Genomic DNA, 25,063 nt, shown 5'->3' with positions numbered 1-25,063 from the left:
GCGTGAGACGGTGTTCGGGGGACGCGCGGCGTCCCCGCCAGGTCTTGATGTCTCCCAGCCGCTTTGTCCCGGGCCTCTCGCCCCGAGGCCCGGCCTATCGCGGCGGATCGGCCTTGGTCTCGGGGGCCGGCGCCGTTCGCCGCGGCGCTCCGGTTCCGGTGAAGACCAGGCCCCGCTGGATCGCGCCACTCCCGAATTTTTCGCGCAGGCGGTCGAGGGCCGCCTCGCGGCGGGCCACCCGCTCGATGCCCTGATCGGCGAGGTCGCCCCGGTCGGCATGCAGGCCGGCGCAGAGATCGCCCCCGCCGATGCCGAGCAGCCGGAACGCCGTGCCGTCGCAGGCCGCGCGCAGCATCGGCTCGGCATGGCCGAACAGAGTCTCGGCGAGCTGCGTGGGGTTCAGGCCGCCGCGGGTGCGGGTGCGCAGGCGGAAGCGCGCATCCTTGAGCTTCAGGGTGACGCTGCCGGCCGCGAGGCCCGACCGCTTGAGCCGGGCCGAGACCCGCTCGCACAGGCGCCACAGGATCGGGCGCAGGTCCTCGAACCGGGCGAGATCGGCGGCAAACGTCGTCTCCGCCGAGACGCTCTTGGCCTCGCGGGTCGGGCGGACCGGCCGCCCGTCCCGGCCGGCGGCGAGGCCGACGAGGCGCAAAGCGTCGCGGCCCAGGGCCGTCTGCAGGCGCTCGGGATCGACCCGCGCGAGGTCCCCGACCCGGTGGACGTTCAGGCCGGCGAGCCGCGTCCGGGCGCTCTCGCCGATGCCGGGGAGGATGCCGACCGGCCGTTCCGCCAGGAAGGCGGCGGCCTCGTCGGGATCGAGGATCGCGAAGCCGCGGGGCTTGTCGAGCTCCGAGGCGATCTTGGCCAGGAATTTGTTGGCCGAGAGACCGACCGAGACGGTGATGCCGATTTCGGCCTCCACCCGCACGGCGAACCGGGCGAGGGTCAGCGCCGGGCTCGTGCCGTGCAGCCGCTCGGTGCCCGAGAGATCGAGGAAGGCCTCGTCGATCGAGACCGGCTCGACCAGCGGGGTCAGGGCCAGCATCATCGCCCGCACCTCGCGCCCGACCCGGGCGTATTTCTCCATGTCGGGCCGCAGCACGACCGCGTCGGGGCAGCGCTTGAGCGCCTCGAACATCGGCATGGCCGAGCGCACGCCGGAGATGCGGGCGAGGTAGCAGGCCGTCGCGACGACGCCCCGCTTTCCGCCGCCGACGATGAGCGGCCGGTCGCGCAGGGAGGGGTCGTCGCGCTTCTCGACCGCCGCGTAGAAGGCGTCGCAATCCACATGGGCGATGGCGAGACGGTCCCGGGCCGGGTGCGCCAGCAGCCGCGGCGAGCCGCAGGCGCGGCAGCGCAGGCTGCCTTCGGCTTGCGTCGTCAGGCAATCGCGGCAGAAGGGGGACACGGGGAGCCTGCTCACGCCTCGGCGATCCTCCCGCCGGCGGATCTCGGATCGACAGTACGAATGACGAACGTGGCCGACCAGGGGCAGGCGGCGGAGGGCGGGAGCCCTCCCCTGAAAATTCTCGTGCTCGGCGGCACGAGCGAGGCGAGCGCGCTGGCCGCCCTGCTGGCCGGGCGGCCCGCCTTCGACGTCACCCTGTCCCTTGCCGGCCGTACGCGGGCGCCGCGGCTCGGGCCGCTGCGGACCCGGATCGGCGGGTTCGGCGGGCCGGAGGGGCTGGCCGCGTGGCTCGCCGCTTCGGCGATCGACCGGGTGATCGACGCGACCCATCCTTTCGCGGTCCGCATCTCCGCCAACGCGGCGCGGGCCTGCGCTCAGGCGGGCGCGACGCTGCTCGCCCTGCGCCGCCCGCCCTGGACGCCGCAGGCCGGAGACCGATGGCGGACGGTGGAGAGCGTGGCCGCCTGCGTCCCGGCTTTGGGCGCGGCCCCGCGGCGGGTGTTCCTCACCGTGGGGCGCCAGGAGGTCGGCGCCTTCGCGACCGCGCCCCAGCACGCCTATCTGGTCCGCTCGATCGAGCCGCTCGATTCCCTGCCCCTGCCCGACCTCGCCTGGATCGGCGCCCGCGGTCCCTTCTCCGTGGAGGACGAGGTGGCGCTGATGCGCGAGTTCCGGACGGATCTGCTGGTGACGAAGAATGCGGGCGGTGCCGCGACCTACGCCAAGATCGAGGCGGCCCGCCGTCTGGGACTGCCCGTCTTGATCGTTGAGCGCCCGCCCGTGCCCGAGGTGCCGGTCGTCGCCGACGCCCGGGACGCCCTCGCTTGGCTGGAGGCCGGCGTGACCGCTCCCGCCGGATCGACCGGCGCGTAGGCTGCGCCGACGCGCCCCTCGACGGGCGCGCACCGGAATGCCAAGGCAGACCCGATGCCGCGCCCAGAGGAAACCCGCCGATGACCCGCGCCCTGATGATCCAGGGCAGCGGCTCCGATGTCGGCAAGTCGCTGCTGGTGGCCGGGCTCGCCCGCGCCTTCACCCGGCGGGGCCTCACGGTCCGCCCGTTCAAGCCGCAGAACATGTCGAACAACGCCGCCGTCACGGCCGATGGCGGCGAGATCGGGCGTGCCCAGGCGCTCCAGGCCCGAGCCTCCCGGGTGGCGCCCTCCGTCCACATGAACCCGGTTCTGCTCAAGCCCCAGAGCGAGGTCGGCGCGCAGGTGGTCGTGCAGGGGCGGATGATCGGGACCGCCAGGGCCCGCGAGTACCAGGCCTGGAAGCCGCGCCTGCTGGCCTCCGTCCTCGACAGCTTCGCGCATCTTCGCGCGCAGGCCGACCTCGTTCTGGTGGAGGGGGCCGGCTCGCCGGCCGAGGTCAATCTGCGCCGGGGCGACATCGCCAATATGGGCTTTGCCCGGGCGACCGGCACGCCGGTGGTGCTCGTCGGCGACATCGACCGCGGCGGCGTCATCGCGAGCCTCGTCGGCACCCAGGCCGTGCTCGACCCCGAGGATGCCGCGATGATCCGCGGCTTCATCGTCAACCGGTTCCGGGGCGATCCGAGCCTGTTCGCCGACGGGATGGACCTCATCGCGGCACGCACCGGCTGGGCCGCGCTCGGCCTCGTGCCGTTTTTCCCCGAGGCCGCAAGGCTGCCGCCGGAGGACGCGCTCGCCCTCGACGCGCCTGGCGAGACCCGTTTGGGCGTGCCGCTCGTGGCCGTGCCGGTCCTGCCCCACATCGCCAATTTCGACGACCTCGATCCCCTGCGCCAGGAGCCCGGCCTCGCCGTCCGGTTCGTGCGCCCCGGGGAGCCGATCCCGGCGGAGGCCGCGCTGATCCTGCTGCCGGGCTCGAAGACCACGATCGACGATTTCGCCTTCCTGCGGGCGCAGGGCTGGGACATCGACATCCGCGCCCATCTCCGCCGGGGCGGGCGGGTGCTCGGCCTGTGCGGCGGCTATCAGATGCTCGGCCGCACCATCGCCGACCCGGACGGGATCGAGGGCGAGCCCCGCACGCTTCCGGGCCTCGGCCTCCTCGATGTCGAGACGGTGATGACGGGGGAGAAGCGCCTCGTCGCGGTGACGGGCGCGACGCTGGCCGACGGCGAGCCCTTCACGGGCTACGAGATGCATGTCGGCGACACCCGCGGGCCGGACACGCGGCGGCCGCTCCTGCGCTTCGCCGACGGGCGTTTGGACGGGGCCGTCTCCGCCGACGGACGCGTGGCCGGCACCTATGTCCACGGCCTGTTCGCCGACGACCGCCAGCGCGCGGCCTGGCTCGCCCGGCTCGGGGCGGCCGCCTCGGCGCAGGATTACGAGGCCGGCATCGAGACGGTGCTCGACCGGTTCGCCGACCATCTGGAGACGCATCTCGACTGCGACCGGCTGCTGGCGCTCGCCTGACCGTCGCGGTCGATCGCGGCGGGAGCGTGCCCCGCGCGTTCCATGACACGGGGCGGATCGGGCGACGGGATGAAACCGCGCGGCCTCAGCGCTCCGGCGTCGGCGGCGCGCCGTTGGCGTAGGCGTCGCCGCTTCCCGCGCCGAACAGCTTGCGCAGGAAGCCCGGGGCCACCGCCGAGAGCGGGTTCACGTTCACCGTCGGCTTGGCGATGGGCCCGGAGACGTTGAAATTGACCGCGAACAGGCCCTCGTTGTTGCCGCCCGCCAGCAGCGGTCCGACCAGGGGCACATGCGCCACCACGTTGTTGAGCCCGTAGAGCGGCACGAAGGTGCCGTCGATCTGGGTCCGCTCCTTGGCGGTGTCGAGCCAGCCGCCCGCGGTGAAGCCCATGGCGGCGTTGGAGATCGCCGCGTCGGTGAAGCTCACCCGCGAGCCGCTGCGGGTGAAGTTCGCGCGCATCTTGTCGAAGGCGACATCGTTGGCGTTGGGCACGCCCCGGCGGGCATCCGCCGGCGTCGGTCCCTGCGCCACGATGCTGGACAGGGCCGGCTCGTTGCGCAGGGCGAAGTCCTTGATCTGGACGATCCCGGTCTGGGGACCGTCATTGAGGTAGAGGCTCAGCGCCAGCCGCCCGCCATGCATCCGCCGGTAGATGTCGAAGAAGCGCAGGGTCGCGCCGGAATCGGCGGATTCGAGGGCGAGCAGCGGCAGGCCGCGCTCGCCCTTGGACACGGTGGCCGCGACGGCGGCGCCGCCGAACCGGCCGCGGAACTGGGCCGAGCGCACGTCTCCCCCGCGCAGGCTCGCCTTGAGGGTGGCGTTGGTCAGCGATTCCCCGTTGAAGCCGGACAGGATGTTGAGGCCGATCTCCGCCTCGATGTCCTTGCCGGAATCCTTGCCTCCCTTGCTGTCCGCGCTCGTCAGACTCTTGAGGAAGGGGCGGGCATCGGCCACGGCGCCCTTCACGGCGACCTTGTAGCCACTGCCCGCGCGATCGAGGCTGACGCGCATGTCGTCGCCCGGCGAGAGCTTGAGGCTCGTGAAATCCGCCCGCTCCAGGCCGCCCTCGGCCGAGACCGTCGCGCTGCCGCGGGCCATCGCGGGGGCGGCGTCGAGGGCGATGTCGCGCAGCTCCATCTGGCCGTTCACCCCCTCGACGAGGGAGAGGGTCAGGCGGCCGGCCCGGCCCGCGGCCTTGGACCAGCCGGGCAGGAGCCCGTCGATGGCGGCGCGAGTCAGGTCCGCCTCGACCCGCATCGGCGCCTTTCCGGCCGAGGCCGGGCGGCCGATGGGCACGACGATGCGCGCGGGAATCGTGCCGGCGAGCTGCGGCGCGGCCGGCAGGCCCCGGCGACTGCGAAAGGCGTCGTCGAGGGCGAGCGTCACCACCGCCTCGCCGGGACTGCCGGGCTTCGGCTGGCGCAGATCGATCGCGACCGGGGTGCCGAGCATCCGGCCCTCGCCCTTCAGGGCGAAGCCGCTGCGGTCGAAATTGATCGCGAAGCGGCCGGATTCGAACCGGTCCTTCCCGACCGCCTTGTCCAGGGAGAGGTCGGTCAGGGTGCCGGAGAGCGTGACCGGCAGGTCGGCGAGGTCCGGCACCTGCTTGAGGTTGATCGGCACGTCGATGCGCAGGTCGGCCCGGCCGCGGATCGCGTTCGGATCGATCTCGGCGCCGGTCAGGCCCTTGAACATCCGCGTCTCGAGGAGCGCGGCGAGGGAATCGGCGCTGCCCGCCAGCCGCAGGCCCACCTGGGCGACGATCCGGTCGGGCTGGGGATCGCGGATCAGGAAGGCGCCCTCGGTGATCGACAGGGCGCGGCTGTCGGAGAGCCGGACCTCCGCGGTCGCGTTCTGGATCGTGGTCGTGCGCCCGGTGATGACGCCCGACACGCGGCCGTGGCTGAGCGGCGGCGCGTCGTTGGAGATGGCGAGCATGGCGTCGGAGACGGCGAAGGCGGCGTTGAGGCCGTGGTCCGGCATCGGATCGCCGCGGGTCGCGGCGGCCAATTCGGTGCCGCTCAGGTCGACCCGGATATCCGCCCGGTCGAGCCGGCCGCCGCGCAGCTCGTCGACGAGGTAGTTGCGCACGGCAGGCGCGATGTTCTCCGGCCAGAGCCGCAGGGCGATGCGCCCGTCGGTGTCCTGGGCGAGGATGTGGAGCGTGAGGCCGTCCTCGTCCCCACGGGTGCCGACCGTGCCGCTGAGCCGGCCGTTGAGGCCGTTCCCCGAGACGGCGACCGATTCGATGTTCACGCCGCCCGCGCGGCCGGTGAGCCGCCCCGTGATCTCGCCGACCCGGAAGGACGGATCGAAGCGCGCGGCGCCCCGGAGCAGGGCGTCCTTGCCGGCGAAGTCGAAGGTCCAGGCATCCTCGGCGCCCGCCGGGCCGATGGCGAAGGCCCCGGTGAAATGCACGTCGTTGCCGCCGCCCTTGTAGTCGATGGCGGTGATGTCGAGGACGCGGCGGCCCTCGTCCCACTGGGCCTCGGCCCGCATCTGCTCGACGATGACCGGGTTGAAATCCTTCTCGTCGACGACGAACAGGCCCTCGCCGGTCTTCACCTCGGCCTTCATGCTCTCGATGCGCCCGCCCCTCAGGGCCACGTCGGCCTTGGCCGAGAGCTTCAGGTCGGTCTCGATCGGCAGTTTCGACTGGCCCGACAGGAGCAGCAGGTCGGCGACCGGGAGGTCGTCGAGGGTGATGATGCCGGCCCGACGCCCCTCCCCCTCGTCATGGACCTTGCCGCCGAAGCGCCACTCGCCGTTCGGCCCGTCGATGCGCAGCTCGAAGATGCGCGCGCCGTTCGTCGCGCCCCGGTGGAACAGGCCGTTCACCTGCTCGAACACGGCCCGATGGCGGGCGGTGTCGTCCACCAGGGTGAGGCGGCCATTGGTGATCCGTGCCCGGTCGAGGGCGCCGATGACACCGGCGGGATCGAGCACCACGCCGAAGATCGAGGCGACCGCGGCCGAGATCGGCGAGACCTGACCGCGCGTCGCGTCGACGCTCGGCAGGGTATGGGGCTTGGCCGCGTCCGCCTGCGACGGGGCGGAGGCCGCGAAGGCGATCGAGCCGTCGTCGTGGACGAGGGCCGTCATCTGCAGGTCGCGGAACTCGATGGAGCGCGGCTGCACGGCGAGGCGCAGCAGGCCCCAGGTGTCGAGGCTGACGACGGCAAGCGGCGCGCGCACCACGAGCGCGCCCTCGGGATTGTACACGTCGAGCCCGCCGACCCGCAGGGCCAGGGACGATTCGGCGTCGAGTTCCAGGGCGCTGTCGCGCAGCGTCACCCGCCATCCGGGGCCGACGCTGCTCGCGATCGCCTCGGCGACGCGCTGGGTGAGGCCGTCGATGCGCCAGGGCCCCTGCGAGAGGCGAAACACCGCCAGTCCGGAGCCGAGCCCGACGAGGAAGACGAGGAGGACCGTGCACCACAGGACCGGGCGGCGCCGGGCCGTCCGCTGCCGGCCGCGCAGAGGGGCTGCCTCGACCGCGTCCTGGAGCAGGGTCCTAGCCGTTTCCTGATCCATCGACTCGTTTTCTGCTGCACCTGGGGCGGAAGGCCGCCGCGCCGGGTGCCTGTCCTCAGGATTCGGTCGATCCGTCATGGCGCGTGCGGAGCGATCCGTGCTTCACACAGGCACACCATCAATCGGCCGAAAGGAAGGCATGATGCCCATCGCGCCTGGGGAGACCGCGCCCGACTTTTCCCTACCGGGAGCGGGCGGTGAGACCGTCAGCCTCGCCGCGCTGCTCGGTCACAAGATCGTGCTCTATTTCTACCCCAAGGACGACACGAGCGGCTGCACCCTGGAGGCCCAGGGGTTCAACGGGCTCGCCGATGCCTTCGCGGCGGCGGAGACCCGGGTGATCGGCGTCTCGCCCGATTCGGTGAAGAGCCACGACAAGTTCCGGGCGAAATACGGCCTCACCTTTCCGCTCGCCTCGGACGAGGCCAAGACCATGCTCGAGGCCTACGGCGTCTGGGTCGAGAAGAGCATGTACGGCCGCACCTATCTCGGGGTCGAGCGCACCACCCTCCTGATCGACCGCGAGGGCCGGATCGCGCGGGTCTGGCCGAAGGTGAAGGTGCCCGGCCATGTCGAGGAGGTGCTCGAGGCCGCCCGCGCCCTGGCGTGAAGCGGGTCGCCGCCGGGCCGGGCCGAAGCCTTCCTTAACCTTAATCGGGTGTGATCTGCGGCGTCACCGAGAACGGTCCGACGCGTCATGTCCCCATTCGCCCAGTCCGGCACCCGCTCCCGTCCCGCCCCCGGCCGCGCGGCCGCCCCTTCCGTCCGGCCCCGGGCCCGCCTCGCGGCGGCCCTTGGCGTCGGGCTCGCGCTGACGACCGCCTGGGCCGGGGCGGCGAGCTACTACCTGATCTTCCACGACGAGGTGCTGGCCCGTTTCGTTTCGCGCCAGAGCGCGATGCAGGTCGCCTACGAGGCGCGGCTCGGATCGCTCCAGCTCGCCCTCGACCAGGCGGTCGCCGAGCACAACGCCGCCCGCGGCGCGACCGACGGCCGGCTCCAGGCCATCGCCGAGCGGCAGGCCCTGATCGAGCGGCGCCAGAGCCTGCTCTCCGGGCTCGGACCGGCAGCGGCCGAGATCGACCCGGCGCCCGCGCCGGTTCCGGTCCCGGAGCCCGTCAGCCGCCCGCTAAAACCGTTCCCGACGCCCGAGCTGCGCATGCATTCCGACGACCGCGCCGAGGCGCCCGGTCCCGTTCCCCATGCCCGGATGACCCGGCTGGAACTGGCGCTCGATCGGGTCGCCGCCGGGCAGTCCCGCGCGGTCTCCCGGGCCGCGGCGGCGGCCGGGCGCAGCGCCGACCGGTTCCGCGACCTGATCGCCCGCACCGGGCTGAGCCCCGTCCGGTTCGAGCCCGCCTCCGGCGGGGTCGGCGGGCCGCTGGTGCCGCTTTCGGGGGATGCCTTCGAGATTGCGCTCACCGAGGCGCGCCTGCGTATCGCGGAGGACACCCATCTGCGGCGGGTCGCCGCCGCCCTGCCGATTCGCGCGCCCCTGCCGGGCGAGCCCGCCGCCACGAGCCATTTCGGCACGCGGCTCGACCCTTTCACCCGCGGGCTCGCCCTGCATACCGGCATCGACATGCGGGCCGAGACCGGAGCCCCTGCCCGGGCCACGGCGGGGGGCCGGGTGACGGCGGCGGAATATGCCGGCGGCTACGGCAACATGGTCGAGATCGATCACGGCCGCGGGCTCGCCACCCGCTACGCCCATCTCTCGGGCTTCGCCGTCACGGTCGGCCAGAGGGTCGAGGCGGGCGCCGTGATCGGCTACGTCGGTTCGACCGGCCGCTCCACCGGCAGCCACCTGCATTACGAGACCCGCATCGACGGCGAGCCGGTCGATCCGCAGCGCTTCCTCCGGGCCGGCGCGCAGCTCGTCTTTTCGGATTGACCCATCCCGCGCCGCGCGGCGTCATCGAAGCGACATGCGGCCTGCCTAAGCGCCCCGCAGCCGGTGATCCGCACGAGCGACGCGATGCCCCACGAACCCGCCCCTACCCTCGACGACGTGATCGCTCAGCGGTTTTCGCGGCGCGACCTGATGCGCGGCGCGGCCGCGACGGCCCTCGCCGCCGGGCTCGGCCCGGAGGCGGCCGCCAGCGAGGCGCTACCCGGCTTCGACTTTCCCGAACTCGCGGCGGGCGTCGACGAACACCTCCACGTGGCGGACGGCTACGAGGCGCAGGTGCTCCTGCGATGGGGCGATCCGCTTTTCCCGGGCCTGCCGGCGTTCGACCCCGCGCGGCTGACCCCGGAGGAGCAGGAGCGCCGCTTCGGCTACAACAACGACTTCGTCGGCTTCATCCCCCTCGGCTCCGATGGGGACCGCGGCCTGCTCGTGGTCAATCACGAATACACCAAGGCCGAGCTGATGTTTCCCGGGCTCGGCGCCACCGATCGCAAGGGCGTGATCGCCACCCTCTCGTCCGAGCAGGTGGCCGTCGAGATGGCCGCCCATGGCGGCGCGGTGGTGGAGATCGCCCGACGGGACGGGCGCTGGGCGCCGGTGATCGGCTCCGCCTATACCCGCCGCATCACCGCCCGCACGCCCATGGCGATCACCGGTCCGGCCGCTGGCCATCCGCGCCTCGCCACCGCCGCCGACCCGGAGGGACGCTGGGTCGAGGGCATGATCAACAATTGCTCGGGCGGCGTGACCCCCTGGGGCACGTGGCTCTCGGGCGAGGAGAACGTCCACTACTACTTCCAGGGCGCGCTGCCGGCGGGGCATGAAGAGGCCCGAAACGCCAAGACGATGGGGCTGGGCAAGCCCCAATACGGCTGGGGTCGCTTCCACGCGCGCTTCGACCTGTCGAAGACCCCGAACGAGCCGAACCGCTTCGGCTGGGTCGTGGAGATCGATCCGTTCGATCCGGCCTCCGTCCCGAAGAAGCGCACCGCCCTCGGCCGGTTCAAGCATGAGGGGGCGGCGGGCCTCACCGCGGGCGACGGGCGCTACGTCGTCTATCTCGGCGACGACGAGAAATTCCAGCATGTCTACCGCTTCGTCAGCGCCGGGCGCGTCGGGGCGACCCGCGTCGACAATGCCGACCTCCTCGATGCCGGTACCCTGAGCGTCGCCCGCTTCGAGGCCGACGGCAGCGGCCGCTGGCTGCCCCTCACCCACGGCGCGGGCGGGCTCGACGCGGGGAACGGGTTCGGGAGCCAGGCCGAGGTGCTGATCGAGACCCGCCGCGCGGCCCGTCTCCTCGGCGGCACGCCGATGGATCGGCCCGAGGACATCGAGGCCAATCCGAAGACCGGCCGGGTCTACGTGATGCTGACCAACAACACGGACCGCACCCCCGCCCAGGAGGAGCCGTCGAACCCCCGGGCGGCCAATGCCTACGGCCACGTCATCGAACTCCAGCCCGACGGAGGCGATCACGTGGCGGACGGCTTCCGCTGGGACGTGCTGGTGGCCTGCGGCGATCCCGCCAAAAAGGCCGTAGGAGCCACCTTCTCGACCCTCACCACCGCCGACGGCTGGTTCGGCATGCCGGACAATTGCGTCATCGACGGCCGCGGCCGCCTCTGGATCGCCACCGACGGCAACAGCCGCCGGGGCACCGGCCGCGCCGACGGCATCTGGGCCCTCGAGACCGAGGGGCCGCGCCGGGGCACCTCGCGCCATTTCCTGCGGGTGCCGGTCGGCGCCGAGATGTGCGGCCCCTGCTTCACGCCCGACGACGCCACCCTGTTCGTTGCCGTCCAGCATCCGGGCGAGCCCGACGAGGAGGGCGCGATGGCCCGCTACGAGACGCCCTCGACCCGCTGGCCGGATTTCGCGCCCGGCCTGCCGCCGCGACCCTCGGTCGTCGCGGTGACCCGCAAGGGCGGCGGACGGATCGGGTGAACCCTCGCATCTCCCGTCTCGACGGCGTCGGGCCGGGCGGCTATTCCCGCGCCCATGCCTGACCTCCTCCTCGAACTCCTCTCCGAAGAGATCCCCGCACGCATGCAGCGACGCGCGGCCGAGGATCTGAAGCGGCTCGTCACCGATGCGCTGGTGGAGCGCGGCTTCCTCTACGAGGGCGCCAAGGCCTTCGCGACCCCGCGGCGGCTGGCCCTGCACGTCGCCGGGCTGCCGGTGCGCGGCGAGGCGGTGCGGGAGGAGCGGCGCGGTCCCCGGGTCGGCGCCCCCGAGGCCGCCGTCCAGGGCTTTTTGAGGGGCGCGGGTCTGGAACGCCTCGACCAGGCGACCACCGTCACCGACCCGAAGAAGGGCGAGTTCTACCTCGCGGTGATCGAACGGCCCGGCCGCGAGACGCTGGACGTGCTGGCGGAGATCCTGCCCGGCCTCATCAAAAGCTTCCCCTGGCCGAAATCGATGCGCTGGGGCGCGGCCTCGGCCCAACCCGGCGCCTTGCGCTGGGTGCGCCCGTTGCAATCGATCGTGGCGACCTTCGGCCCCGAGACCGAGACACCGGACATCGTGCCCTTCGCGGTCGACGGGATCGCCGCCGGCACCACGACCCGCGGCCACCGCTTCCTGGCGCCGGACCCGATCGAGGTGCGCCGCTTCGACGATTACGTCCAGGCCCTGGAGCGTGCCCACGTCATCCTCGACACCGACCGGCGCAAGGACATCATCCTGCACGACGCCCGCGACCTCGCCTTCGCCCGCGGCCTCGACCTCGTCGAGGATGACGGCCTCCTGGAGGAGGTCGCCGGGCTCGTCGAGACGCCCGTCGTCCTGATGGGCTCGTTCGACGAACGCTTCCTGGAGATCCCGGCCGAGGCCATCCGGGCGACGATCCGCGCCAATCAGAAATGCTTCGTGCTGCGCAAATCCGGCTCGGAGGCGCTGGCCCCGGCCTTCCTGCTCGTCTCGAACCTCATGGCCTCCGACGGCGGCGCGGCGATCACCGCGGGCAACGAGCGGGTGGTGCGCGCCCGGCTCTCGGACGCGAGATTCTTTTGGGAGACCGACAAGGGCACGTCCCTGGAGGCCCGCCTGCCGAAGCTCGATGCGATCGTCTTCCACGAAAAGCTCGGCACGCAAGGCGAGCGGATCGCCCGCATCGCGGCATTGGCCAAAGACATCGCTCCGCTGGTCGGCGCCGACCCGGCCCTCGCCGAGCGCGCGGCCCGGCTCGCCAAGGCCGACCTCGTCACCGAGATGGTCGGCGAGTTCCCGGAACTGCAGGGCTTGATGGGCCGCAAATACGCCGCGCTGCAGGGCGAGCCCGAGAGCGTCGCCGCGGCGATCGAGGAGCATTACAAGCCCCTCGGCCCGACGGACCGCGTGCCGACCGAGCCGGTCTCCATCGCCGTGGCGCTCGCCGACAAGCTCGACACGCTGGCGGGCTTCTGGGCGATCGACGAGAAGCCGACCGGGAGTAAGGACCCGTTCGCCTTGCGGCGGGCGGCGTTGGGGGTGATCCGAGCCGTGATCGAGCGATCGGCGCGGGTGTCGCTGACCTCGCTGCTGGAGCCGCGCTTCGCCACCGACGCGACCGCGCGCACGGCCGACCTGCTCGCCTTCTTCGCCGACCGTCTCAAGGTCTATCTCCGCGACCAGGGCGCCCGCCACGACCTGATCGACGCCGTCTTCGCCCTGCCGGGCCAGGACGACCTCTTGCTGGTGGTCCGCCGGGTCGAGGCTCTGGGCCAATTTCTCGGAACCGACGACGGCAGGAACCTGCTCGCGGGCTACAAGCGCGCGGCGAACATCCTGCGCATCGAGGAGAAGAAGGACGGGCGTGCCTATGACGCCGCGCCCGACGGTGCCCGTGCGGCCGCTGGCGAGCCCGAGGAGCGGGCGCTGGCCGAAGCCCTCGATGCGGCCCGGGCGGAGGCCTCGGCGGCGGTCGCGGCCGAGGATTTTTCCGGTGCGATGCGGGCGCTGTCGCGGCTGCGGGCGCCGGTCGATGCCTTCTTCGAGCGGGTGACGGTCAACGCCGACGACTCGGCCTTGCGGGAAAACCGCCTCCTCCTCCTCAACGCCCTGCGGGCGGCGACCCGCGAAGTCGCTGACTTCTCGCGGATCGAGGGGTAGGCGCGGCCATCGCTCCCGCTCGGCGGGAGTCTGTCGAAGCGATGGTCGGTCCTGGCCGCGTTGGCGACCGACCGAGGCAACGCAGGCCGATTCCCTGGTTGCCGCCAAGCCTCCTCGCACCGCAGGCGAGGCGACAGGCCCCAACGGCAGCCGAAACGGAACCCGTGTTTCACGACGGGCGGGGGTGAAGCCGTCCGGCGGCGCGCTCCCCTTACGAGGCGGAGGCCTGGAGGGCTCCGCCTCGCGATGAATACGGGCGACGGAGGGATCAGCCCTTCCGGCCCTGCTTGAAGCTCTGGATCGCGTTCTGGCAGCCGGGCGAGAGCTTCGCCATGTTCTTCTCGAAACAGGCCTGCGTCTCGGGGCCGTCCTCGGGGGGCAGGCCGGCGCAGAAGGTCGTGAAGTCGCCCATGCATTGCTGTTGCAGCAGCGCCTTGTCGTCGGCCGACATGGGCGCGGCGAGCGCCGCCTGGGCGAGCCCCGTGAGCAGAGCGGCGGACAGCATGAGACGTACCGACATGATGGGGGCCTGATCCTTCCAAGGAAACCGGCAGGGAAGTCTTGAGCCTGGCAATTCGTTGCATCGGCGGGACGTTTTCGGCCGAGCGGAACGGAGGGGCGACGCTCCGGCGCGCGGTCGCCGCTGCCTCGGACGATCCGGCGGTGTCCCTCGCATCGCGCCGCCGGGCTCTCAGCGTGACCCAGGCCGCAACCGCGATGACCGGCCGCTCGCCCTGATCGACGGGGCATGACCCTGGAGCGTCGGGCCCGTCCGAGAGCCGGCGCCCGCCGCCGGGGCCTCGCTCTATTCCGCCTCGTCCCGGCGCTGGCGCAGTTCCGGGACCGGCAGGTCCGGCTCGGTCGACGGGGCGACCTGACTTTCGGTGCGACTGGTGTCGACGAACAGGCGGGCCTCGCCCTCGCGGATCCCGAGGCTGCGCAAGGCGTAGGTCATCATGCCGAGAGCGAGCTCCCGCTCGGCCATCAGCACGAGGCCGACGCCGTCTTCCTCCAGCCGGCGGCGCTCCGCGTCGCTGTGGGTCCGTACCACGCTGTCGATGCCCGGATTGGCCGAACGCGCCTTCGCCAGCAGGCGGCGGCCCTGGTGCGAATCCGGGGTCGCGACGACGAGGAGATGCGCCGCGGCGATGCCGGCGGCCTCCAGGATGCCCGCGGCGGCGGCGTCGCCGAACACCGCCGTCACGCCCTCCGCCCGCAATTCCTCGACGCGCCGGCGGTCGCGGTCCACCACGATATAGGGCAGGTTCCAGTCGGCCAGCGCCTTGCCGATGGCGCTGCCGACCCGGCCGTATCCGACGATGACCGCATGGCCCTTCAGTCCCGGATCGGACGGGTTGAGCGGCAGCGGAAGCGCGCTCCGGCGCTCGAAGCGGCGGCGCAGCTCCGGCCGCTCGCCGAGCCACGCCCCAGCCCGCTCGGCGAGGGCGAAGAAGAGCGGGTTCAGCGTGATCGAGAGCAGCGCGCCGCCGAGGATCAGGTCGCGGCCCTGCTCCGGCAGCAGCTTCAGCGCGATGCCGAGTCCGGCCAGGATGAAGGAGAACTCGCCGATCTGCGCGAGGCTTGCCGCGATGGTGAGGGCCGTGCCGACCGGATGGCCGAAGGCCAGCACGATCGCGACCGCCGCCAGCGACTTGCCAACGACGATGACGCCGAGGACGCCGAGCACCGAGAGCGGCTCGCGGATCAGGATGCCCGGATCGAACAGCATCCCGACCGAGACGAAGAACAGCACCGCGAAGGCGTCCTGCAGGGGCAGGGAATCGGCGGCGGCCTGATGGCTGAGGTCGGATTCGGCGAGTACCATGCCGGCGAAGAAGGCGCCGAGGGCGAAGGACACGCCGAACAGTTCGGAGGAGGCGAAGGCGATGCCGACCGCGGAGGCCAACACCGCGAGGGTGAACAGCTCGCGGGAGCCGGTGCGCGCGGCCTGCCCGAGCAGGTAGGGCACGAGGCGCCGCCCGCCGATCAGCATCACGGCGATGAACACCCCGACCTTCGCGAGGGTCAGCCCGAGCGTCGTCCAGAGGCCGAGGGCCGCGCCGCCATGGCCGTCGCCCTGCGGCGCCACCCCACCGAGGGACGGGGCGAGCGCCGGCAGCAGCACCAGCGCCAGCACCATGGCGAGATCCTCGACGATCAGCCAGCCGACCGCGATCCGGCCCTTGTCGCTGTCGAGCAGGCCCCTCCCCTCCAGGGCGCGCAGCAGCACGACGGTGCTGGCGACCGACAGGGCCAGTCCGAACACGATGCCCGCCCCGAGCCCCCATCCGAAGGCGGCGGCGAGGCCCGCCCCCATGGCGGTGGCGGCGGCGATCTGCACCACGGCCCCCGGCAGCGCGATGGTGCGCACCGCCATCAGGTCCTTGAGCGAGAAATGCAGGCCCACGCCGAACATCAGCAGGATCACGCCGAGTTCGGCGAGCTGTCCGGCGATCTCCATGTCGCCGACGAAGCCCGGCGTGAACGGCCCGATGGCGATGCCGGCCACGAGGTAACCCACGAGCGGCGGCAATCGCATCCGCTGGGCCGCCATGCCCCCGATGAAGGCGCAGACCAATCCCAGCGCGATGATCGAGATGAGTCCGGTGGCGTGCTGCAACGCGAAAGGGCTCCCGCGGGGCGCCGACCGCCCCAGGGTTCCTTAGAGCAATTTTTTGGCCTTTGTCCGCCTTGGTTTGGCGGTGGGGAGACGGCGCGTGCCGGGCGTCACCCTCGCCCGTCGGAAGGCGGCGGAAGGGGCGGGACCATCGGTGTCGAGGGCGCGCTTTTCGCGGATTCGCACGCACCGGAACCCGGACGACGTGCGGGGCCCGAGACCGGAGCCTTTCCGAGGGGCCGGGGACGGTTGAGCCGTCGAGCCCTGAGGATATCGAGGCGGCTCGCGGCGTCCCCGTCAAAACATCGCCCGCGTTCGATGCGGGTACAGGCGGTGCCGGTTGAGGCCGAGGATTGCCGCACGACGCCGCCGCCCCGGGCGACCCGCCCCTTCGAGGAGGCAGGCCGTTCGCGACGGCGGTCGCCCATTCGGCGCATGAGAGCGCGACACCGGTGATGGAAAGCCGCGCGCTCGTTCCGAACGGATCGAAGACGGCGCTACGCCTTCATCCGCACATAGGTGCCCGGCGCGGGCGCGAGGGAGGGCAGCGCCCCTTCGCCGGGGATCCGCGCGGGCACGCGTTCCGGGGCCTGCTCTTCGAGCCACTTGAACCAGTAGGGCCACCACGAGCCGGGGTGCTCGGTGGCGCTCTCCATCCAGTCCTCGAACCGGCCCTTGGCAGGGCCGCCGGTGCGGAAGCCGTATTTGGCCTTTCCGCCCGGTGGGTTGACGACGCCCGCGATGTGGCCCGAACCCGCCAGAACGTAATCGACCTTGCCGCCGAACTTGCCCGAACCCTCGAACACGGAAAGCGCGGGGGCGATGTGGTCTTCGCGGGTCGCGAGGTTGAAGATCGGTACTTTCACCTTCTTCAGATCGAGGCGCACGTTACCGAGCACCATCTGGCCCTTGGCGAGCGTGTTGTTGAGGTAGCAGTTGCGCAAGTAGAACGAGTGGTTGGCCGCCGGCATCCGCGTGGCGTCGGCGTTCCAGTAGAGCAGGTCGAAGGCCTGCGGCGCCTTGCCCTTCACGTAGTTGTTGACGATGTAGGACCAGATCAGATCGTTGGGCCGCAGCATGTTGAACGCGCTGGCCATGCGCGAGCCGTCGAGATAGCCGCGCTCGGCCATCCGCTCCTCGATGCCCTTGATCTGTCCCTCGTCGGCGAAGACCTTGAGATCGCCCGCATGGGTGAAATCGACCTGCGTCGTCAGGAAGGTCGCGTTCTTGATGCGGCGATTGCCGGTCGCGGCCTGGTAGGCCAGCGTGACGGCGAGCAGCGTGCCGCCGACGCAGTAGCCCGCCGCCGACACCTCGGTCTCTCCGGTGGCGACGCCGATCATGTCGATGGCGGTCTCGATGCCCTCGCGCATGTAGGATTCGAAATCCTTGTCGCGGTGGCGCTCGTCCGGGTTCACCCAGGAGATCACGAACACCGTGATGCCCTGCGAGACCATCCAGCCGATGAGGCTCTTCTGCGGGTTGAGGTCGAGGATGTAGTATTTGTTGATCCACGGCGGCACGATCAGCAGCGGACGCTTCAGCACCGTCTCGGTCTTGGGGGCGTACTGGATCAGCTCCATCAGGTCGTTGCGGAAGATGACCTCGCCCGGGGTCACCGCCACGTCCTTGCCGAAGGTGAAGGCGGTGAGGTCGGTCTGGCGCACACGCAACTGCCCGCCCCCGGCCTCGATGTCCTCCTGCAGCATCTTCATGCCGCGGACCAAGTTGGCGCCGCCCTCCTCCAGGGTCTGGCGCAGCAGCTCGGGATTCGTCATCACGAAGTTCGAGGGGGAATAGGCCGAGAGTAGCTGGCGCAGATAGAACTCCGCCTTGTGGCGGGTATGCGGGTCGATCCCATCCGCCTTTTCGACCAGCTCCTCGGCCCAGCGCCCGAGGATGAGGTAGCTCTGCTTGATGACGTCGTAGACCGGGTTCTTGGTCCAATCCTCGTGGGCGAAGCGCCGGTCCTTCGCCTCCGGCTCGGCGACGGGCCGCGGCGGCCCTCCCTGCATCCGCTGGGCCATCGCCGCCCAGAGGGCGGCGAAGGACTCGGTCAGCCGCGTCTGCGCCCGCAGCGCCTTCTCGGGATCGCTCATCCAGGCCTCCGCCACCCGGGTGAGCGTGCGGGTCATTTCATCGATCTCGTCGGCGCCCTGAAACTTGCCGCCGGTGCGCATGGCCTCGAAAGGCTGCAGGGAAGCGCCCGCCGAATGCCGGAAGCTCTCGACGAGCTGGTTCGCATTGCGCGCGATCGACTCGAAATCCGGCAAAGCCGGGCTGGTCCGCTCCGTAGCCAAGCGACACATCCTCCCAAGCGGCCCGTCATTCGCACTCGCGCGCGCCGCGGGCCTCGTTTCCGACAAATTAACGCTCCACGCCACACATGTCGCCCGCACCCAGTCCCATTTCCAGACCGTTTGTCATGCTCGTGAGCCGCCTTGCCCGCGTCGTCGCCCTGGCTCTGCCGGTGGCGCTTGCCGTGGCCGGCTGCTCCAGTGACGTGAACCCGATGAAGGCCGCGTTCCTCACGGCGGGCTACGGGCCGAAAGAGACGGCGGCCCCGGATTTCGTGGCCGGCTCGCGCAAGGCCGATGCCGGCTTCATGCCCGTCGGCGAATCGGCGCCCAAAACCTTCCGCGCCCGTAACTCCGAGGGGCTCAAGGCGCTCCAGGCGGAGCTCGAGGGCGCCCGCAGCCGCAACGAGGCGCGGGGCCGGGCGGCCGACGGGGCGGCCAAGGCGACCGGCCAAGGACTCGCCCCGGCGCAGTAAGGCCTCGTTCCCGCGCAGTAAGGCCTCGCCCCGGCGCCATCGGACCGCGCTGGCGCGTCCAAAGTTCAAGAAACCGGTCGGCGCGGACCCGCGTCGATGGTAAACAGCGCGATTCCTCACCGCCGAAGCCTGCGCGGGAGGAACGTTCCGCGACACCGGACAGACCCTGCCATGACCGATTTCCATCGCATCAAGCGCCTTCCGCCTTACGTCTTCGAGCAGGTCAACCGGATCAAGGCCGCCGCCCGCGCCGAGGGCGCCGACATCATCGATCTCGGCATGGGCAATCCGGATCTCGATGCCCCGCGCCACGTCATCGCCAAGCTGGTCGAGACGGCGGGCCGCCCGCGCACCGACCGCTATTCCGCCTCGAAGGGCATCGCCGGCCTGCGCCGGGCCCAGGCCGGCTATTACCAGCGCCGCTTCGGCGTGAGCCTCAACCCCGACACCCAGGTGGTTGCGACGCTCGGCTCGAAGGAAGGCTTCGCCAACATGGCCCAGGCGATCACCGCGCCGGGCGACGTCGTGCTGGTGCCCAACCCGAGCTACCCGATCCACGCCTTCGGCTTCCTGATGGCCGGCGGCGTGATCCGCTCCGTGCCCGCCGAGCCGACGCCGGCGATGTTCCCGGCCCTGGAGAAGGCGGTCGCCCATTCGATCCCGAAGCCCGTGGCCCTGGTGGTCTGCTATCCCTCGAACCCGACCGCCTACGTCGCGAGCCTCGACTTCTACCGGGACCTCGTCGCCTTCGCGAAGAAGCACGAGCTCATTCTCCTGTCCGATCTCGCCTATGCCGAGGTCTATTTCGACGACGCCAACCCGCCGCCCTCCGTGCTGCAGGTGCCGGGCGCCATCGACGTGACGGTGGAGTTCACCTCCCTGTCGAAGACCTTCTCCATGGCCGGCTGGCGCATGGGGTTCGCGGTCGGCAACGAGCGGCTGCTCGCCGCGCTGACCCGCGTGAAGTCCTATCTCGATTACGGCGCCTTCACGCCGATCCAGGTGGCCGCGACCGCCGCGCTCAACGGGCCCGACGACTGCATCAAGGAGATGCGCGCGACCTATAAGAAGCGCCGCGACGCGCTGATCGAATCCTTCGGCAAGGCCGGCTGGAAGCTGCCGGTGCCCGAGGCCTCCATGTTCGCCTGGGTGCCGATCCCGGAAAAGTACCGGCCGCTCGGCAGCCTCGAATTCTCGAAGCTGCTGCTGGAGAAGTCCGACGTGGCGGTGGCTCCCGGCATCGGCTTCGGCGAGCACGGCGACGACTACGTGCGCATCGCGCTGGTCGAGAACGAGCAGCGCATCCGGCAGGCGGCGCGCAACATCCGCCGCTTCTTCGACAATTCCGACCGCACGCTCCACAACGTCGTGCCGATGCAGAAGGCGGTGTAGCCGCGCTTGCCCCGCCGCGGGATGTTGCGGCGGGGCGACAGGGACCGGCATTCGCGCCCCCCATCCCCCAGGACGGCACGGCGACGCTTGTCAGCCGCGCCGTCCGTCCGCAGGGTCTCCTCCCGTTCCGCCGCCGGGCCCGGCTCGGCGGCCGGTCGCGTTCCGAGGATTCGCATGCGCCGCCTGAAGCTCTTCGCCGCTCTGGCGCTCGCCGGTGCCGCCGTCGGAGCCTGCGCCCCCCACCCCATCGTGGCCCGCGACCCGGTGCCCGCCCCGTCGCCCGACGAGGCCTATGATTGCTCCACCGCCCCGTTGGTCCTCAACGCCTACCGGGTCGGCTGCGAGCCGCGCCTGCGCGAGCAGCGTCCCGTTCTGCACTCCAAGGGCTGAGTCGCCCGTCAAGCCTTCGTTGTCACGTTTCAGGCTTGATCACCCTCGACACTGCCGTCCCTGCCGCGACCGCTGGTCGCCGCGGGGTTGCCGAGCCCGACAGGAACGGAGCCCGCCCGTGGTCCAGATCCGCATCGTCCTCGCCGCCCTGCTCGGGCTGACCGTCGCTGACGCGGCCCTGGCCCAGGGCCTGGGCGACCGCCCCTATGGCGGCGCGCGCGGGCCGCAGGTGCTGGAGATCGATCCCGATACCGGCCGCTTCCCCGGTCCGCCGATCTCGACGGATGGCCGGGACCTGCGCGCTATCGGCGCCGTGCCGGTGCCGACGGTGATGAACGGCGGCAGCTTCGGCGTGACCGGCAACGACTACTACGACCAGATGACGGTTTTGACGGAACGCGGCCCGCGCCGCCAGTCCGAGACCTACATGCTAGCGCCCGCCTACCGCTCGCCGCCGCTGCGCTGAGGATCGGTCCGCGGCCGCCCGGTTCGGGCCGCGCCGTCCGCTATAGGCCCGCTCGACCCGCGTCTGGCGCGCGCGCCCTCAGCGGGTGAGGCGGACGACGCTGGCGCCGAGACCGGGCTCGGCCTCACGCCAGCGGCCGGCGCCGCGGGTTGGGGTTGCGGTCGGCCTCCTGCTCGCCATGGGCGGCGGATTCGTAGGCGGTGACGATGCGGCGCACGAGGTCGTGGCGCACCACGTCCACGTCGCGGAAGCGGACCCGGCCGATGCCCTCGACGCCGTCGAGCACGTTGACCGCCTCGACGAGGCCCGATTTCTGGCCCGGCGGCAGGTCGATCTGGCTCGGATCGCCGGTGACGATCATGCGCGAGTTCTCGCCGAGCCGCGTCAGAAACATCTTCATCTGCATCGAGGTGGTGTTCTGCGCCTCGTCGAGCAGGACCACGGCGTTGGTCAGCGTGCGCCCGCGCATGAAGGCGAGCGGGGCGATCTCGATGATGCCGGTCTGGAGGCCACGATCGACATGGCGGGCCTCCATGAAATCGTAGAGCGCGTCGTAGATCGGGCGCAGATACGGATCGACCTTCTCGCGCATGTCGCCGGGCAGAAAGCCGAGCCGCTCGCCGGCCTCGACCGCAGGCCGCGACAGGATCAGCCGCTCGGCATGTCCCTGCTCCAGCAGCGAGACCGCGTGGCCCACGGCGAGCCAGGTCTTGCCGGTGCCGGCCGGCCCTTCCGCGAAGACGAGTTCGTTGGCGCGCAGCAGCTTGATGTAGTCGCTCTGCGCCGCGTTGCGGGCGCGCACGGCGCCGCGCTTGCGGGTGGCGATCTGGTCGAACGGCTCCCGACCCGGATCGGCGGCGATCTCGGCGGAGGGGAACAGGTTGCCCTGGACGGTGACCTCCTGGATCACCCCGTCCACGTCGCCGAGGTTGAGCGCGGTGCCGCCCTTCTGGACGCGGGCATAGAGCCGCTCGAACACCCGCCGGGCCTTCTCGGCGGCGTCGGGCGCGCCCTTGACGACGAGATGGTTGCCGAGCGCCGTCCCGGTGATGCCGAGGCGCCGCTCGATATGGGCGACGTTCTGGTCGTACTGGCCGAAGACGAGGCTGGCGAGGCGGTTGTCGTCGAAGGTGAGCGAGACCTCGACGGTCTCGGCGAGGCCGGGGCGCGGCGTCGGGGCGCGGCCCTTCCCCGAAGGACCGCGGGCGGACGCAACGTCAATCGGCACGCTTCTCACCCTGCTCAGTCATGATGCGCATATAGGTCACGCGGCCGCCGCCGCATCGCCCACGATCTCGCCGAACAGGCTGTTCGAGCCCGCGCGGACGATCCTGACCGGCACCAGGGTGCCGATGGTCGCGGTGGGCGCGTCGAACTGCACCGCCTGGAGATGGGGCGTCTTGCCTGCGACCTGGCCCGGATGCCGGCCGGACTTCTCGACCAGGATTTCCGTCACCGTCCCGACGGCGGCCTCGTTGAAGGCGTGGCGCTGCGCATCGAGGCTCTGCTGAAGGGCGGCCAGCCGCTCGGACTTCACCGCCTCGGGCACCGCGTCGTCCCGTTCGGCCGCGGGCGTGCCGGCCCGGGGGCTGTACTTGAACGAGAACGCCGCGGCGAAGCCGATCTCGGAGACGAGCCGCATCGTGTCAGCGAAATCCGCGTCGGTCTCGCCGGGGAAGCCGACGATGAAGTCGGAGGACAGGGCGATGTCGGGCCGGGCGCGGCGGATGCGCTCGATCAGCCGGCGATAGGTGTCACCGGTGTGCCGGCGGTTCATGGCGTGCAGGATGCGGTCCGAGCCCGACTGCACCGGCAGGTGCAGGTAGGGCATCACGAGCGGATTGTTTTCGTGCGCGGCGATCAGGTCGTCCGTGAAGTCGTTCGGGTGGCTCGTCGTGTAGCGCAGGCGCAGGAGGCCCGGCACCGCACGGAGCGCGTCCATCAGATGGCCGAGGCTGGCCGGCGTCCCGTCCGGCCCGTCGCCGTGATAGGCGTTCACGTTCTGGCCGATCAGGGTGATCTCGCGCACCCCGTCCGCGACGAGGCGGCGCGCCTCCTCGACCACCGCCGCGACCGAGCGCGAGACTTCGGCGCCGCGGGTATAGGGCACCACGCAGAAGGCGCAGAACTTGTCGCAGCCTTCCTGAACGGTGAGGAAGCCGGTGACGCCGCGGTTGCGCCGCGCGGGCAGGTGATCGAACTTGTCCTCCAGCGGGAACTCGGTGTCGACGACGCGGCCCTCGCGGGAGCGGCGCAGCAGGTCCGGCAGGCGGTGGTAGCTCTGCGGGCCCACCACCACGTCGACAGCCGGCGCGCGCGCGAGAATTTCCCGACCCTCGGCCTGCGCGACGCAGCCCGCCACGACGATGCGGGTGTCCTGCCCGGCCTCCGCCCGCTCGCCCTTGAGGACGCGCAGGCGCCCGAGCTCCGAATAGACCTTCTCGGCCGCCTTCTCGCGGATGTGGCAGGTGTTGAGGACGACGATGTCGGCCTCCTCCACCGCCTCGGTGGCGCTGTAGCCCTCCGCGGCCAGAACGTCGGCCATGCGGCCGGCGTCGTAGGCGTTCATCTGGCAGCCGTAGGACTTGACGTAGGCTTTCTTCAAGATCGCAAACCCTGCCGCCCGCAGGCGGTGCGCTTCGTCGAAACGAAATGTTTCCGGCTGTTGGGCCCTCTAGCACGCTTCCGCCGGAAGAACGACCTGTTCGGGAATCGGAGAGGCCCACTTTGGACCTGCGCAACGATGCGGCGTTCTTCGCCCTGCTCACCGGAAGCCACCGGCGCCTCGTCGGCCGCCCGCTCCTGCCGGAGCCCGGCCTCGGGCCGGACTGGCTCTACGCGCAGGCGCCCTTCGCCGTTCTGGCGCACGACACCGCCGAGGATCCATGCTTCGTCTACGCCAACCGGGCGGCGCAGCGGGCCTTTGGCTATGCCTGGGAGGAGATCGTCGGGATGCCCTCGCGGCTCTCGGCGGAGGCGCCGGAGCGGGCCGAGCGCCAGCGTTTGCTCGAGGCGGTGGCCCGCGACGGCTTCGTCGCGCACTATGCCGGCCTGCGCATCGACAAGGCGGGCCGACGCTTTCCGATCGCCGACGGCGTGGTGTGGCAACTCATCGACGAGGCCGGCGCTCATCGCGGGCAGGCCGCCCATTTCCCGCTCCCGGGCTGAACCTCACACCGCCGCCACGTCCGGTGCCGAGACGTCTACGTCCTCGGACATCCGCCCCGCCGGCGCGCGGCCGGGCGCAGCCGGCAGGGTGGTCGACGGGCCGCCCCGGGTCGCCCGGAGCGCCTGCCGCACGGTCGCCTCGGCCTGGGCGGTCGCGCGCTTGCGGTCGGTGGCGGCCTCGAAGGCGATCGGCGCCCCCCAGGCGACCTGCACGTCGATGGGGCCGCGGGTCGCGAACAAGGCGAGGTGCGGTGCCAGCTCCATGTCGCCGTACCAGGCCACCTCCGGCCGCTCGGCCCGGGTGATCGGCAGGCCGTTGCGGCGGAGATAGCTGAGCGCCAGGGGCTGCAGCCGGATATGGGCGAGACCGCCGGCCTCGGCGGCGAGGGCCGTGCGGGCGGCGCCGACGAGGGATGAGCGGAACGGCAGGAGATACAGGCCGTCGCCCGTGGTTCCCTCCGCGAACAGCACGATCAGGTCGCCATTGGCGAGCCGCTCGCCGACCGTGGCGTTGACGCTGGCGGTGGCCGCCCGCTTGGACCGCTCGATGAAGACCGTGCGCTGGAGCCGCGCGAGGCTGCCGATCACCGGCCAGCCCGCGATCTCGGACTTCGCCACGAAGGAGAGCGGGCGCAACGAGCCCAGCACCACGATGTCGAGCCAGGAGACGTGGTTGGCGAGCACGAGGGCCGGCTCGCCGCGGGGCGGCGGCGTGCCGGTCTGGGTCACCCGAACGGAGAACAGCCGCAGGAACAGGCGGTGGAACCACACCGGCAGGCGCCCGGCGAGCCGACCGCTCCCGAAGCGCAAGCTCATCCATTGCGGGCCGGCCAGGATCAGGAAGGCTAGTGCCTGGAGGGCCAGACGCAGGCCGTTGCCGAGGCGGGTCATCACGCGCCGGT

At 71.6% G+C, this 25,063-nt stretch carries 19 protein-coding genes; 11 read left to right on the top strand and 8 right to left on the bottom strand.

Annotated elements, in window-relative coordinates; genetic code table 11:
• Nucleotides 1-94: 94 nt before the first annotated feature.
• Entirely contained in the window at nucleotides 95-1,408 is a 1,314-nt protein-coding gene (locus LW587_RS05715) for a DNA polymerase IV (protein WP_232628663.1), read from the bottom strand.
• Nucleotides 1,409-1,468: 60 nt separating this feature from the next.
• Here LW587_RS05715 and LW587_RS05710 point away from each other — a divergent pair, with 60 nt between their 5' ends.
• Entirely contained in the window at nucleotides 1,469-2,281 is an 813-nt protein-coding gene (locus LW587_RS05710; RefSeq protein ID WP_232628632.1) for a cobalt-precorrin-6A reductase, read from the top strand.
• A gap of 80 nt (nucleotides 2,282-2,361) precedes the next feature.
• Nucleotides 2,362-3,816 (top strand): cobyric acid synthase, encoded by a 1,455-nt coding sequence (locus LW587_RS05705; RefSeq protein WP_232628631.1) that lies wholly within the window; start codon nucleotides 2,362-2,364, stop codon nucleotides 3,814-3,816.
• An 85-nt stretch (nucleotides 3,817-3,901) separates the two neighbouring features.
• On the opposite strand, the gene LW587_RS05700 is transcribed toward LW587_RS05705, so the two are convergent.
• Nucleotides 3,902-7,351 carry an AsmA-like C-terminal region-containing protein gene (locus LW587_RS05700; protein ID WP_232628630.1) on the bottom strand — a complete coding sequence of 1,150 codons (3,450 nt, stop codon included), beginning with the start codon at nucleotides 7,349-7,351 and terminating at the stop codon, nucleotides 3,902-3,904.
• A 142-nt stretch (nucleotides 7,352-7,493) separates the two neighbouring features.
• On the opposite strand from LW587_RS05700, the gene LW587_RS05695 reads away from it, so the two are divergent.
• The 4 genes from LW587_RS05695 to glyS all read left to right on the top strand — a co-directional run bounded on the left by LW587_RS05695 (nucleotide 7,494) and on the right by glyS (nucleotide 13,355).
• Nucleotides 7,494-7,961 (top strand): peroxiredoxin, encoded by a 468-nt coding sequence (locus LW587_RS05695; RefSeq protein WP_232628629.1) that lies wholly within the window; start codon nucleotides 7,494-7,496, stop codon nucleotides 7,959-7,961.
• A gap of 87 nt (nucleotides 7,962-8,048) precedes the next feature.
• Nucleotides 8,049-9,245 (top strand): M23 family metallopeptidase, encoded by a 1,197-nt coding sequence (locus LW587_RS05690; protein WP_232628628.1) that lies wholly within the window; start codon nucleotides 8,049-8,051, stop codon nucleotides 9,243-9,245.
• Nucleotides 9,246-9,329: 84 nt separating this feature from the next.
• Entirely contained in the window at nucleotides 9,330-11,210 is a 1,881-nt protein-coding gene (locus tag LW587_RS05685) for a PhoX family protein (RefSeq protein ID WP_232628627.1), read from the top strand.
• A 54-nt stretch (nucleotides 11,211-11,264) separates the two neighbouring features.
• Nucleotides 11,265-13,355: a glycine--tRNA ligase subunit beta gene (glyS, locus tag LW587_RS05680; protein WP_232628626.1), complete on the top strand. Its 2,091-nt coding sequence runs from the start codon at nucleotides 11,265-11,267 to the stop codon at nucleotides 13,353-13,355.
• A 268-nt stretch (nucleotides 13,356-13,623) separates the two neighbouring features.
• On the opposite strand, the gene LW587_RS05675 is transcribed toward glyS, so the two are convergent.
• From LW587_RS05675 to LW587_RS05665, 3 genes are all read right to left on the bottom strand, one after another.
• Nucleotides 13,624-13,875, bottom strand: a complete 252-nt coding sequence (locus tag LW587_RS05675) for a hypothetical protein (protein ID WP_232628625.1) — start codon at nucleotides 13,873-13,875, stop codon at nucleotides 13,624-13,626.
• Between the two features lie 285 nt (nucleotides 13,876-14,160).
• Nucleotides 14,161-15,975 carry a YbaL family putative K(+) efflux transporter gene (gene ybaL / locus LW587_RS05670; RefSeq protein ID WP_232628624.1) on the bottom strand — a complete coding sequence of 605 codons (1,815 nt, stop codon included), beginning with the start codon at nucleotides 15,973-15,975 and terminating at the stop codon, nucleotides 14,161-14,163.
• Nucleotides 15,976-16,469: 494 nt separating this feature from the next.
• Nucleotides 16,470-18,272, bottom strand: coding sequence for a PHA/PHB synthase family protein (locus LW587_RS05665; RefSeq protein ID WP_232628623.1), 1,803 nt, complete (start codon nucleotides 18,270-18,272; stop codon nucleotides 16,470-16,472).
• Between the two features lie 125 nt (nucleotides 18,273-18,397).
• Here LW587_RS05665 and LW587_RS05660 point away from each other — a divergent pair, with 125 nt between their 5' ends.
• From LW587_RS05660 to LW587_RS05645, 4 genes are all read left to right on the top strand, one after another.
• Nucleotides 18,398-18,745 carry a hypothetical protein gene (locus LW587_RS05660; RefSeq protein WP_232628622.1) on the top strand — a complete coding sequence of 116 codons (348 nt, stop codon included), beginning with the start codon at nucleotides 18,398-18,400 and terminating at the stop codon, nucleotides 18,743-18,745.
• 171 nt (nucleotides 18,746-18,916) lie between these two features.
• A complete protein-coding gene (locus LW587_RS05655; RefSeq protein WP_232628621.1) occupies nucleotides 18,917-20,137 on the top strand; it encodes an LL-diaminopimelate aminotransferase in 1,221 nt (406 codons plus the stop codon).
• A gap of 174 nt (nucleotides 20,138-20,311) precedes the next feature.
• Nucleotides 20,312-20,527, top strand: coding sequence for a hypothetical protein (locus tag LW587_RS05650; RefSeq protein ID WP_232628620.1), 216 nt, complete (start codon nucleotides 20,312-20,314; stop codon nucleotides 20,525-20,527).
• 118 nt (nucleotides 20,528-20,645) lie between these two features.
• Entirely contained in the window at nucleotides 20,646-20,993 is a 348-nt protein-coding gene (locus tag LW587_RS05645; protein WP_232628619.1) for a hypothetical protein, read from the top strand.
• A gap of 124 nt (nucleotides 20,994-21,117) precedes the next feature.
• On the opposite strand, the gene LW587_RS05640 is transcribed toward LW587_RS05645, so the two are convergent.
• Nucleotides 21,118-22,221 (bottom strand): PhoH family protein, encoded by a 1,104-nt coding sequence (locus LW587_RS05640; RefSeq protein ID WP_232628618.1) that lies wholly within the window; start codon nucleotides 22,219-22,221, stop codon nucleotides 21,118-21,120.
• Nucleotides 22,222-22,257: 36 nt separating this feature from the next.
• Complete coding sequence (miaB, locus tag LW587_RS05635) at nucleotides 22,258-23,598, bottom strand: tRNA (N6-isopentenyl adenosine(37)-C2)-methylthiotransferase MiaB (protein WP_232628617.1); 1,341 nt, start codon at nucleotides 23,596-23,598, stop codon at nucleotides 22,258-22,260.
• A 122-nt stretch (nucleotides 23,599-23,720) separates the two neighbouring features.
• Here miaB and LW587_RS05630 point away from each other — a divergent pair, with 122 nt between their 5' ends.
• Complete coding sequence (locus LW587_RS05630) at nucleotides 23,721-24,161, top strand: MEKHLA domain-containing protein (RefSeq protein ID WP_232628616.1); 441 nt, start codon at nucleotides 23,721-23,723, stop codon at nucleotides 24,159-24,161.
• Between the two features lie 3 nt (nucleotides 24,162-24,164).
• Here the strand turns inward: LW587_RS05630 and LW587_RS05625 are convergent, their stop codons facing one another.
• The gene (locus LW587_RS05625) at nucleotides 24,165-25,052 is read right to left on the bottom strand and encodes a lysophospholipid acyltransferase family protein (RefSeq protein ID WP_232628615.1); all 888 of its coding nucleotides are present in this window, start codon (nucleotides 25,050-25,052) and stop codon (nucleotides 24,165-24,167) included.
• Nucleotides 25,053-25,063: the final 11 nt, after the last annotated feature.

The sequence above is a fragment of the Methylobacterium sp. Leaf118 genome (genome assembly GCF_920984675.1).
Classification (GTDB): domain Bacteria; phylum Pseudomonadota; class Alphaproteobacteria; order Rhizobiales; family Beijerinckiaceae; genus Methylobacterium.
This window is presented reverse-complemented; position numbering and strand designations above follow the sequence as displayed.